This is a genomic window from Candidatus Blochmannia vicinus, from assembly GCA_030020825.1.
GTDB lineage: Bacteria > Pseudomonadota > Gammaproteobacteria > Enterobacterales > Enterobacteriaceae > Blochmanniella > Blochmanniella vicinus_A.
On sequence record CP125213.1, the window covers coordinates 358420 to 372049 of the forward strand.

Below are 13630 nucleotides of genomic sequence, written 5' to 3' on the forward strand. Positions count from 1 at the left end.
TATTGTTATGACGCAATATCAGGATTATCATTATAAGATTTTCTGTTTACTGATTTTGGTGGTTTTACAGCAGAAATACAAGAAGCAGCATTCTTATCGTTACTTATATCAAGTGAACTATTTTCCCATCCAGACGGAGGTTCAATTGATTTTCGATCCATCAAATCATTTATCTGAGATGCATTAATTGTTTCATATTTTATTAATGCATCTTTCATAGAATGAAGGATATCTACATTTTCTATTAAAAGATTTTGAGCACGAACATAATTTCTTTCAATCAAAAATTTAATTTCCTGATCAATAATACGAGCAGTTTCATCAGACATATGTTTTGCTTTAGCTACTGAACGTCCAAGAAATATTTCTCCCTCTTCCTCTGCATACAATAATGGCCCAAGTTTTTCAGAAAATCCCCATTGAGTCACCATATTCCGAGCAATAGAAGTAGCTACCTTAATATCATTAGATGCACCAGTAGATACTTTATTTGGGCCATAAATTATTTCTTCAGCAAGTCTACCTCCATATAACGTAGAAATTTGGCTCTCTAATTTTTGTCTACTTGTACTAATTGCATCGCCCTCTGGTAAAAAAAATGTTACACCTAAAGCACGTCCCCTAGGAATTATAGTAACTTTATGCACTGGATCATGCTCTGGAACCAACCTACCGATTATAGCATGGCCAGCCTCATGATAGGCAGTAGATTCTTTTTGAGCTTCTGTCATTACCATAGAACGACGCTCAGCACCCATTACAATCTTGTCTTTAGCTTTTTCAAATTCTACCATTGATACCATATTCTTATTATTACGAGCAGCAAATAATGCTGCTTCATTCACAAGATTAGCTAAATCAGCTCCTGAAAATCCAGGTGTTCCCCTAGCAATTACTAATATGTCTACGTCCGATGATAATGGTACATGACTAATATGTACTTTTAATATTTGTTCTCTACCTCTAATGTCTGGTAATCCAACAACTACTTGACGATCAAATCGACCTGGCCTCAATAGAGCTGGGTCTAGTACATCTGGACGATTAGTGGCGGCTATAACAATAATACCTTCATTCCCTTCAAATCCATCCATCTCTACTAACATCTGATTTAAAGTTTGTTCACGTTCATCATGTCCTCCTCCTAATCCTGCACCTCTTTGACGACCAACTGCATCAATTTCATCGATAAAAATAATGCATGGTGCAGCTTTCTTGGCTTGTTCAAACATATCCCGTACACGAGATGCTCCAACACCAACAAACATTTCTACAAAATCAGAACCTGAAATAGTAAAAAATGGAACTTTTGCTTCTCCAGCAATTGCTTTTGCTAAAAGCGTTTTTCCAGTACCAGGAGGTCCTACCATTAATATTCCTTTTGGAATTTTTCCTCCTAATTTTTGAAATCTACTAGGTTCACGCAAATAATCTACTAATTCCTTTACCTCTTCTTTTGCCTCATCACATCCTGCTACATCTGCAAAAGTAGTTTTAATTTGATCTTCAGTTAACATACGTGCTTTACTTTTCCCAAAAGACATAGCGCCCTTTCCGCCTCCTTGCATTTGACGCATAAAGAAAACCCATACCCCAATTAATAATAGCATTGGAAACCAAGAAATAAAAATAGATGTAATTAAACTAGGTTCTTCTGGAGGCTCTCCAACAACTTTTACTTTTTTGGTTAAAAGAATGTCAAGTAATTTTGGATCATTTACTGGAATATAAGTGGTATAACGATTACTATCCTTTTTTATAACAACAATTTCACGACCGTTAATACGAGCTTCTTTAACTTGATCTTGGTTCAAATCATACATAAAAGTAGAATAATCCAATTTGCGACTACCCGAGTCGCTAGGCCCGAAACTCTGGAACAAAGATATAAAAACTACTGCAATAACCAACCAGAGACCTAAGTTTTTAGCCATATCACTCAAAAGATTAACCTCGCAATTGCATTACAACAAAATTTGAATAATTTTAACACGTTATACGACAAATCAATTATATTTACGTTTTTTCGCTACAATATAGACTTCACGAGAATGAGATCTAGAAGCATCTGGTTTACGGATTTTTACTACATTAAATAAAGAACGCACATCATACATATATTTATCTAACCCGTTGCCCTGAAAAACTTTTACTAAAAAAGCTCCCCCACACATCAAGACATCACGACATATATTTAATGCTATATGTCCAAGACATATAGATTGATTAACATCAATTATTGATATACCAGTTATATTAGGAGACATATCAGATAAAACAACATGAGCCTTTTGTTGTCCTATCCATGTACGCAACATTTTAAAAACATTAGGATCAGAGCAATCTCCTTGCAAAAAATCTACTCCAGAAATTCTACGCATAGGTAATATATCACACGCCATAATTCGTCCTGTACTGCCTATTCTATTTTTTACATAAATTGCCCACCCTCCGGGCGCTGATCCTAAATCTATTACTGTCATTCCGGATGTAATTAACATATCCATATGATTTATTGCATCTAATTTAAACCAAGACCGTGATCGTAGTTTCTGTTTTCGTGCTTCTATCACATATTGATCTCTGCAATATTTTTGTAACCACTTCGAAGAATATATAGAACGTTTTTTATTTACCATATCAGATTATTTCTTAAATATTTTCCATAAACAATATTGATAAAATAACAATAACTAGTATTTTTAATCTTACTTAAATAAAAATTATAATTTTTTCGTGTGTATATAGCCTAAACATCACTCTAAGTATTACAAAAATATACAGATCAAAATATCTCTTTTAATATAAATTAGTAAATATCCAAAAATATATAACAACTAAAAATAAACCTTATTAATAACATTACTGCATCATATACTTTCACTATAATATATATTAATATAAATTACATAATAAACAAAATTTAAAATTTTTAATTATAAAATCACTATTTTTCAAAATTTTTAAGAAAAAATGTAACTTTTACAACATATTATTTCAATAATATTTAATCTGAATAATTTTATATCTTATCTTCCCTTTTGGGGTATCAATCTCAATAACATCTCCTGCTTTATGACCAATCAAACCTCTAGCAATAGGAGAATTAATAGAAACCGTATTTTCTTTAAGGTTTGCTTCATCATCCCCTACAATACTATATGTTCGTCTATGTGCTGTATCTAAATTTTCAATATTAACTGTAGCTCCAAAAACTATTCTATTATTAGCGATTAATTTAGTGACATCTATAATATGCGCATGAGAAAGCTTAGATTCTATTTCTTGAATACGTCCTTCACAGAAACCTTGTTGCTCACGGGCAGCATGATATTCAGCATTTTCTTTTAAATCACCATGCTCACGTGCTTCGGAAATATTTTTTATAATTTCCGGACGGCGAATATTTTTTAAATAATCTAATTCTTTTCTCAACTTTTCAGCTCCACGTAAAGTCATTGGCACGTACTTCATGATTTACCTTCATAAAATTACATATATTTAAAAAAATAAATTCTTATCTGTTTACAATGTTTACATTATTAATCAAAAATGTAATTAAAACGTATTCTCTAGTACAGAGATATAATCTTATAAAAACACTGCTCTCTATAGATAAACATCATACAGATGAAATACCATAATATAAAAAATTTTAAATCTAATAATATGCTCAGTTTATTATTTTAATAACATAAATTAAATCACATTAATTTGACTACTTTATTTCGTTGTCTCACATACATGTATGTAAAAATTTATTCTTAATTTTGATCATGATAGGTAATAAACTTCATAATGCTGTTACACAGCAATGATATATTTGTATTATGTGTTGAAGATATAGAATAATAACGGTCTTTCCACTGTAAAGAACTAATGATATAGTTAATCTTTTTTTCTACTATATATTTCTCCAATAAATCTATTTTATTAAATATTAACCAACAAGGTTTACAAATCAATTTTTTATTGTAGTTATTTAACTCATGTCTAATAGTAATAATATTTTCTAGCGGATCAGAATTATCCAAAGGCGCAATATCAATAAAATGCAACAATATTTGGCAATGTTCCAGATGCTTTAAAAACCTCATTCCTAATCCTGAACCATTAGAAGCACCTTTAATAATACCAGGAATATCTGCAATAATAAATCTATCATAACTATTAATCTGTACTACGCCTAAATACGGTATTAATGTGGTAAATGGATAATCTGCTACTTTTGGTTTCGCTGATGATACTACACGAATAAAACTAGATTTTCCAGAATTAGGTAATCCAAATATTCCGACATCTGCCATCAGAAGTAATTCCAAATTCAAGTGTTGAAATTCCCCTGTCTCCCCATGTGTATTACAAATTTTTTTATTCCGTAAAGTACCTTCTTTAACATGTCCATTCCCAAAACCATGGTGTCCTCCCTTAGCTACCATCAACCATTTTTTATGACTGTCTATTTCTCCTAATAATTTATTTGTTTTTATATCACTCACTCTAGTTCCATAAGGAACTTTTATAAAAATATCCTTTCCTTTTTTACCAGTACAACCCCGGCTACGACCACATTGTCCATTCCCAGCCTTAAAAACATGATGAAAATGAAAATAATTTAAAGTATTTACATTAGGATCTGCTAATAACCAAACATTACCTCCGTCTCCTCCATTACTACCATTAGGTCTTTTTAAAAAAGAGCCTCTTCTTCTTATTTTTTGAAAACTAATACAACCATTCCCTCCATTCCCAGCAATAACCGTAATACTAGTCATATCAACAAATCTCATAATATACCTCTATACATATCACCTAAATTTTACAGCATACGGATATAACCCCTCATTTTAATAAATTTAATATAAATTAATATAATAATTAATTCTATTTCATATTGCTAAATCACATTTCAATATTTTCCATTGTATATGCTGTAAATACATCATTTTTACAATTTGATTTAACAAAACCATAACTACAAACAATCTAAAAATAGCAAAAATTACTATAATCCTAATAAAATATACGCGCAACCAAATCAAATATTAATACAGATATATACTTAATTAATCTTATAAATTATAAACAATCCAAACGTCATAGATTTTATATTCACCATACCATAAGATATGTATGACATGGTGAATCATTATTTTCTATAAAAACTTATACCCACACTTGTAATTATTTTTAATCCATCTAAAAATATGTATTAAAGATCCATCAATGTTAATACAACTATTATTTTAACTATAAAATATAATCAGAATCTAGCTTTAACCAATTTATTTATATTAAGTTAAAATTTAATCATTAAATAATATTACTAAAATAATATCCTTTTATCCATTAGCAATAATACTAATAAACTTACGACGAGATACTCCTTTTTTTTCAAATAAAACTTTCCCAGCTTTTAAAGCAAAAAGAGTATAATCTCTTCCACAGCCTACGTATTTTCCTGGATGAAACGTGTTACCACGTTGACGCACAATAATAGTACCTGAAGATACAAATTCTCCCCCAAAACATTTAATTCCTAAACTCTTACTATGTGAATCTCGCCCATTACGAGTAGAACCTCCGGCTTTTTTATGTGCCATTTTTATTCCTTATGTCTTTATTTTTTAGATTATAACTGTTTATGCTTGTTATTTTTATTTTTGTGAAACACTGACGATGGCCTTGAAATTTACGAAAATGCTTACGCCGGCGAAATTTAATAATTTCTATCTTTCGATCGATATTTTGCTCTACAATTTCCGCTATAATTTTTCCCTCTTTTACAAAAGGATACCCTATTTGAACACGATCATTACGTTTAATAAGCAATATTTGATTAAATTCAACTTGATTACCAACATTAATACCAATCTTTTCTACATTAATTATTTGACCTTCAGTAACACAATACTGTTTACTACCAATTTGAAAAACTGCATACATAAATAATGATCCATCTCTTGTTTATAATCTGATATTATTTCTATGTATGTTCTTATACATTAAAAAAGAATGTTTCTCAACCATAATAGTAAATTATTATTATTAGCAATTATAATAATAATAGAATTACTACATGTATTCCTTATGGAATAGCTATATATAATATAAATTATTACATATATGCATATGTATTACTTAACATTTAATAGTTATAATAATATCAATGAATATTACTCAAATTGCCAAATTAACTGAACAAGATATGATAGATGTAAATGCAGAAATTCGCGTACGATTAGCATCTGAAATTACTTTAATCAACGAACTTGTTCAATATATTATTAATAGTGGAGGAAAACGAATTCGACCAATGATTACCTTGTTAACTGCAAGGGCATTACACTATAAAAAAAAACAACACGTCATTATTGCTACATTAATAGAGTTTATTCATACTGCTACTTTATTACATGATGATGTAGTAGATAAATCACATATGAGACGCGGTAAAACAACTACTAATGTGATGTTTGGAAATGCTGCTAGCGTGTTAGTAGGTGATTTTATATATACACGAGCCTTTCAAATGATGACAGAATTAGAATCCTTACGGATATTATCATTGATGGCAGACGCTGTTAATATAATTGCAAAAGGAGAAATATTACAATTAACAAATTGTAATGATCCAACTATTACTATAGATAGTTATATGAAAATTATTTATAGCAAAACTGCTCGTTTATTTGAAGTAGCATCTCAAGCATCTGCCATTTTAGCTAATGCTGATACTTATCAAGAAAAAGCATTGCGTAATTACGGACGATATGTAGGCACTGCTTTTCAATTAATTGATGATCTATTAGATTATTCTGCTTCAGAAACAATATCTGGAAAAAATATTGGAAATGATTTAAATGAAGGAAAGCCTACTCTTCCTCTCCTACATGCTATCCATCATAGTACCCCAAAGCAAGCATCATTTATATGTCAGGCTATCAAACAAGGTAATCATCGTCATTTATTAGGTATAATTCTAGATACAATGCGTCAATATGGATCATTAGAATACACTCGAAAACGTGCTGAAACAGAAATTAATAAAGCTATTTCTTGTCTTAATATTTTACCTATTTCTCCTTACCGAAAAGCACTAGCAAGCTTAGCTACTTATATAATTCAAAGAATTCATTAGTTATTATTTTTAGAATAATACATGTAATTAATACTTGAGAGTGAGATATATAAAATATTAAATTGTAATTATTCTCTAAAAGAGATATAGAATACTGTTTGTCAACGACATATAAATATAATATCATAATTATGAAAAGTAAAATAATATAATGTTTATGAACATGTTAAAAAATAAAATATAAATAACATATATATTGTTATTTACTAAAAATTAATCTTATGAAGATATAAGGTAACATACATGCATTTAAACCAAGTTCCGGCTGGAAAAAATATTCCAGAAGATATATACGTTATTATTGAAATTCCAATGAACTCCGATCCAATTAAATATGAGATTGATAAAAAAACAGGAACAATATTTGTCGATCGTTTTTTGTTAACACCTATGTTTTACCCTTGTAACTATGGTTATATCAATCAAACTTTGTCATTGGATGGTGATCCAATAGATGTGTTGGTTCCTACTCCATATCCCTTGCAATCGGGTTGCGTAATATTTTGTCGCCCTATAGGTATGCTCAATATGATAGACGAATCTGGTAAAGACACTAAAATAATTGCGGTGCCTCATAATAAAATATCAGAACAATATTCATTAATACAAGATATAAATGATTTTCCAAATTTACTACGTAATCAAATAAATCATTTTTTCAAAAATTACAAAGATTTAGACTCTGGAAAATGGGTTAAAATAAAAAGCTGGGAAGACAGAAACGCTGCTAAAACAGAAATTTTAAAGGCTTTTGAACGTTTTAAAAAGATCACATAATTTTTAAATTTTTATATTTTACATACAATCTTTAATTAAATGTTGACGATACATAGGTTAATAGTATTAATTAAAAGTCAAATTTATATAATAAATCGAGCGCTTGATTACTTCCAGATGTAGCTTCTAAATACAATTGTGAACATAAACAATAACGTACAGTTATTGTCGTTAATAAATCAAAAATACTTATTCCGTATTTAATTTGTAAACCAGGAGCTATATATCCACTTATTGCAACTAATGGCTTGGTGGTTCCGATGATATCTTGAGTACTTAATGCCAAATCTTGCACACCGAATATTTTTCCTATTTTGCTAATAAACTGTTCACTATTTTTAACGCTTGCTCCAATTAAAAAAGATGTTATTATACTTGCATCCGTATTAAAAAATATAAAATTTCTATTATCACTTAATAAATAAGATACTATTTCTTGTGGGGAACACAATGAAGCAGTAGAAAAAACTTCTAGTTTTGGTTGATCAAAAACACCAGTAATTCGTATACCAACTATGTTTCTATTTCTAATATTGGATGGATTACAAATTGCTTCAATATCAAGATATGGTTGATTTATTGATCCAGAAAATAGTAAATGTCCCTTTTTTATTATCAAATTTTGCCCATATACTTGAAAAGTACCAGAAAGCATATCAATATGCCCTGTTAAAAGCAAATTACTTCTATTATATCCAATTTCTAAATTACCCCTCAATTTCGTGCGTAAACCTAATCCATTGAAATTGACATCATTACCGAGAGACACAGTAACGTTAGAATAAATAGAAATATATAAATTTTTAGAATTATCTAAAATAGGTTCAAGATTATCATCTAATAAAATTTCTTCTGAAGATGCTCTAACTATATTTTTCGAACGTTCTTTAACTTCAATATGAGCCCAAGGGATTTCTATATTGCCTCTAAAATGAATTTTTTCTGCAGTCATCATACAAGTAATATTAGGAGACATTTTCATTTTTATTTTTGGAGATATACAAAAACTAATTTGGTTTCCCCATATTTTGAAAAATGCACGCATATTACGAATAGAATCAAAATTAACAATATTGCCACTTAAATTTAACTTGCTGTCGTTATCCGTCTGCATTGTTCCATCTAATATGGCATAATCTCCAAAAAATCTTATAAACAGTTGAGCATTTCTTACAAAAAAAGGTGTATCAGACTTATTAATATTAAAATTTTGTAGTTGAGCAGAACCATAAATTTTTAGGTGATGCGCATATCCATAAAAATGAATGTTTAAATTTAATAATCCATTTATAGGTTCTCTCAATGCGATCAATGAACGACAAAAAGGCAATAACGAGGTATTTTTAATCTGTATATTTCCTGTTATTTTAGATGTATGATGTAATTCAGTTATTTTAAATGATCCATAATTTTGATCACAATTACCAATATTTATAGACCATTCACAATATAAAGTGGTTTGCATTAATACAAATTTTACAGTAACTTTATTTATTTTAATTGCATCTATTTCTCTATCTTTGATAGAAGATTTGACATTACATTGTTTTCCTGAAAATAAAATTGTACCCTTAGGTAATAGTTTTCCTGCTATCCAATAACAATTTGAGCAATATATACGAACAGTATGTATATTTATTAATTCCGGCAATAATATTTTTAAAGAAATTATGTTAAAACTTTTAAGTAAACCATCTACTTTATTTAAAATATTTGCCTTTAAAACATTAGAAATAGGAATTGTATAATTAATAATTTCCCAATAATGGGCATCGCAAATCATTTTTCGTGTCAAATAGTGATAAGTAAGAACAATATCTTGCATTAATTTCCATGTTCCTGTTGGAGTCATAATGCAAGTTTTACTAACTCTGCTATGCCAAGTTTTATTAAAAAGATCCAGATTACCACACAGTTTTATTTCTCCAGACAATATGTCGTCACAAACTATTAAATTTAAATAATGTTGTTTAATATTGCCTTGTCCCTTCGTTATTATTTGACGTAACGACAAAAATCCACACTGTATTTTATCTGCTTGTAAAAAAATTTTACTTTGCGTAATACCATCACGGTAAATATCACTATTTATTACTATTTTATTAATATTAATATTTTTATCTTCCCAATTCAAAGAAGATATATCAATATTTGACAATAATCTAAGATATCTAATAGGTCCATATAATTTAAATTTTCCATATACACTACCACTTAATCCAGGCGCTATTACTTTGCAATCTGGTGCTACAAGCGTAGCATTTAAAACAGAATCTTTTTTTAAGTCTCCTTGTATTTCTAATGCATTAGTTCCCCATTTTATTAATAATTCCGGGATTTTCCATTCACCGAATGAGTTACTGTATAATGCGCCTGTACATGAGATATTATTATTCTCTACACTTCCATTAAGATTTAAATCAAACACTCTAATATCCCAAGAATTAGAATATAAATGTCCTTGAGTAGCGATATTACCCGATAATTTAATCGGATTTTTAAACCACTTTTGAAAAAAACTAACTTTATTCAACAAAAATACACTGTTCCAACTAATCATATTAGTCCAATTAATAACTCCTTGCATATTAAGATATCCATCTGACATGGTTGCTCTTAATTTAGAAACGGTACAGCTATTAGTATCCCCTTGAGCATTCATGATTACATGAGCTGGTGAAAATTTGATACTACTTAATTGTAATGTTACTCTAATATAATAATTTCGTATTTCACCGTTTAAACATAAATTAATATCTTCTATTAAATAATCATCCCTTCCTAAAAAAGAAAGCGGTATTTTTTTTCCAACTATAGATATGCCTATAGGTATACCAAATTGCATCATATTAATTTTTAATAATACATTTACTGTAGAAACAGTACTTAAAAAATCACAACGAAGACATATGTCATTGTATAATTCTCCAGTGAGAATTAATTTTATTTTACTTATACTCTGATTTTTTGTTTTCTCAGGATAGTTATTGATGCTGGCAACATCATACACAGTATAATCGGCTGTAATATTTATTGGATAATATTCCCTAAATATTACATTTCCTATCGCATTAAAATAACCACATGGTAACTTAATATGTAATTTTAAACTTGCAGTCTGATCATTTAAATATGTCCGAAAATAAAAATGATTAATAGTATAATAATTACGATAATTATCGAAAATATAAACATCCTCTCCTTCTAAATCTTTTAAAATTAAATTCACAGGGATCTTAAAAGAAGATAATGCCACTAATACTTTACTAGACAATGATTTAAGTAAACACTTTATATTCCATTGGTTATTATATTTATACATGTCTATAATATTAGTTTTTACATTTGACATATTTACATTAGAAACATTTAAAACTGCTCCTTTAATACATACCGGTAATACTGTTAATAAATTATCTTGAAATGTTAATCCAGTATCTAATTTTTTTAATTTAAATATAATATTATTTGAAATAATATGAGTATTGTGCAATACCATTTTTTTTAGTATTACAGGAAACGGAAAAGAAAAAATATTTTTTATATTTATTTTTTTATATCTCTTACTTTCTTGATTTTTCGTATCTTCTATTTTTATTTTTATAAACACATTTTTCAAAAAAAGATGATCAATATATATCTGTTTATTCCATATGTATTTTAGATTTAATAAAATATTACATTGATCAACATCAATTATACCTATCGGCGTTTTATAGACTATATTAGTTATATTAAAATTACCCCAAGTACCGGAAACAGAATCAAATGTTAACCCGGGGATACAATAGGCAATTCCTGTAAGAGTTATATATGTTCCAGTATTAGTACCTAACAAAAACATAAAAACTCCACATAGTATTGATATCCATAATAAGAAAATCAAATAGATTTTCTTTATAAAAATCATAAATCTGGTCCTAAATTAACATATAAGTATAAAAACTGATGATTTATTTTCCCTCTATGTATTAACGGAGTTGCTAAATCTAATTTTATAAGACCTACCGGAAATTGCCAGCGCACTCCAATACCCATACCAGATCTGAAATTATTCCATTTAATATTATTACTAATCTCTCCTATGTCCATAAAAATAACTCCCCACCATTTACTAATCATATTATATTGATATTCAAATGCAGTAGTGATTAATTTAGTAGCAACTCTTGTATAACATTCAGAGTTCTCATAAGTATCTAAATATTTATATCCACGAATGCCACTATCTGTACTAGAAAAGAAACGTAACATTGAATTAATAAATGAGAAATTATTAGTATTTATCCAGCTTAAATTCCCACGAACTAAAACCCGATGTTTTTTTAATAATGTTCGAATCCAAATATTTTGAGCCTGCACAGCAACAAAATTAATATCTGATTTCCAACAATTATTAGATATATTAATCGCATAACGCTGGCTATCCCCCCAATGCGGCATTACATCACCACGCTTGCGAACACGATATATACTTATTCCTGGATAAATTAATATTATATTTTTAACAATATAATTGTTAATATAATGATTAAGATACCAATGTAGATTAATTGCGCGTTTCCACTTGTGGGAACAATCCCAATAACGAGCCATATTTATAGTTATAATGCTAGACCGAATATTATATATATCTTCATGTATTAACCCTCCCTGTAATAAATAATATTGTTCTAATGGATCACGAAGAATTGGAATCTTATAACTTAAATCAATAACTTGCTCTGATGTAGACAAACTAAAATTATTTTCTAAACTGTGTCCATATGCATTAATCCATGGTTTTTTCCAAATTATTTTAGTGCGTGGACCTGTTTCCATACTATAACCAGATCCAGTTTCAAAACTATTTTTAGCACAAGGATAAAAAAAAATATCTAATATTAATTTTTTTTTTTGCTGATAACGCGTATAATCTGAAGAGATCGATACTGATTCAAACCAATTAGTAGAAGAAAGTCGACGATTTAATTCCATAACAGACGCTGCATTGTAATATTCTCCTGAATGTATATTAGATATGTTCTTTAAATAGTCTTCTTTAATTTGACTTCCATGAAATTTAATTTTCTCAAAAAAATAACGTTGTCCGCTATAAAAATTTATATTCCAAATACTCTGACAAAGTGAAGGTATAACAATAAGTTGACTGTTTTGAAACGCGGCATCAAAATATCCTTTAAATAAAGCTAAATTATAAAGTTTACTTTTTAATTGTTCATAATCACTATGTTTTAATCTTGTTCCGATAAAAGATTTCCCATCTTTTATCATTTTCTGATAATCATGATCTTTGCTCCCATCTCCATGTATAACAATATTTACCTCAGTCACCATAATTGGAGATCCAGGTTCAATTTTAATAACTAGTAGATCAGATTGTTTATTACAAGATTTAAATGAAGAAAAAATTAACGTTGGATCATAATAACCTAATGGACGCAAACCAGCTCTAACTGCACTATCTATTTTTTTTTAAATCTAAATCTACATATTTACAGTCAGTATTAACATCAGATAATTTCTTACGTACATTATAATTTAATTCACCATCTAACCCTTCTATTACTATGTTAATATCACTATTACATATCAACGGTATGAAAAAATAAACTATTAAATATGATCTTTCCATCATATATTTTTTAAGCTCCTTTAACATACATTAAATCCTTGATTATATTTAATTTTTAAATGAAACAATAAAGCATT

11 protein-coding genes are annotated in these 13630 nt (G+C 28.5%); 2 read left to right on the forward strand and 9 right to left on the reverse strand.

The features are described from left to right. Positions 1-5 precede the first annotated feature (5 nt). The 6 genes from ftsH to rplU form a co-directional block, all read right to left on the reverse strand. Entirely contained in the window at positions 6-1943 is a 1938-nt protein-coding gene (gene ftsH, locus QMA81_01545; protein ID WHL24993.1) for an ATP-dependent zinc metalloprotease FtsH, read from the reverse strand. A gap of 63 nt (positions 1944-2006) precedes the next feature. Then, positions 2007-2639 (reverse strand): 23S rRNA (uridine(2552)-2'-O)-methyltransferase RlmE, encoded by a 633-nt coding sequence (gene rlmE / locus QMA81_01550; protein ID WHL24994.1) that lies wholly within the window; start codon positions 2637-2639, stop codon positions 2007-2009. A 358-nt stretch (positions 2640-2997) separates the two neighbouring features. After that, positions 2998-3474, reverse strand: coding sequence for a transcription elongation factor GreA (gene greA / locus QMA81_01555; GenBank protein WHL24995.1), 477 nt, complete (start codon positions 3472-3474; stop codon positions 2998-3000). A 290-nt stretch (positions 3475-3764) separates the two neighbouring features. Next, a complete protein-coding gene (obgE, locus tag QMA81_01560) occupies positions 3765-4790 on the reverse strand; it encodes a GTPase ObgE (GenBank protein ID WHL24996.1) in 1026 nt (341 codons plus the stop codon). Positions 4791-5342: 552 nt separating this feature from the next. Then, the gene (rpmA, locus tag QMA81_01565; GenBank protein ID WHL24997.1) at positions 5343-5603 is read right to left on the reverse strand and encodes a 50S ribosomal protein L27; all 261 of its coding nucleotides are present in this window, start codon (positions 5601-5603) and stop codon (positions 5343-5345) included. Beyond that, positions 5593-5946 carry a 50S ribosomal protein L21 gene (gene rplU / locus QMA81_01570; GenBank protein WHL24998.1) on the reverse strand — a complete coding sequence of 118 codons (354 nt, stop codon included), beginning with the start codon at positions 5944-5946 and terminating at the stop codon, positions 5593-5595. The genes rpmA and rplU overlap by 11 nt, the downstream gene beginning before the upstream one ends. A gap of 223 nt (positions 5947-6169) precedes the next feature. Between rplU and ispB the strand changes: the two genes are divergently transcribed. Together ispB and ppa are read left to right on the forward strand one after the other, a co-directional pair. After that, the gene (ispB, locus tag QMA81_01575; protein WHL24999.1) at positions 6170-7141 is read left to right on the forward strand and encodes an octaprenyl diphosphate synthase; all 972 of its coding nucleotides are present in this window, start codon (positions 6170-6172) and stop codon (positions 7139-7141) included. A gap of 243 nt (positions 7142-7384) precedes the next feature. Then, positions 7385-7918, forward strand: a complete 534-nt coding sequence (gene ppa, locus QMA81_01580) for an inorganic diphosphatase (protein WHL25000.1) — start codon at positions 7385-7387, stop codon at positions 7916-7918. A gap of 70 nt (positions 7919-7988) precedes the next feature. Here the strand turns inward: ppa and QMA81_01585 are convergent, their stop codons facing one another. The 3 genes from QMA81_01585 to QMA81_01595 form a co-directional block, all read right to left on the reverse strand. Continuing rightward, positions 7989-11762, reverse strand: coding sequence for a translocation/assembly module TamB domain-containing protein (locus QMA81_01585; GenBank protein ID WHL25001.1), 3774 nt, complete (start codon positions 11760-11762; stop codon positions 7989-7991). Positions 11763-11824: 62 nt separating this feature from the next. After that, positions 11825-13363: an autotransporter assembly complex family protein gene (locus tag QMA81_01590; GenBank protein ID WHL25002.1), complete on the reverse strand. Its 1539-nt coding sequence runs from the start codon at positions 13361-13363 to the stop codon at positions 11825-11827. Between the two features lie 16 nt (positions 13364-13379). Further along, positions 13380-13580: a hypothetical protein gene (locus QMA81_01595; GenBank protein ID WHL25003.1), complete on the reverse strand. Its 201-nt coding sequence runs from the start codon at positions 13578-13580 to the stop codon at positions 13380-13382. Positions 13581-13630: the final 50 nt, after the last annotated feature.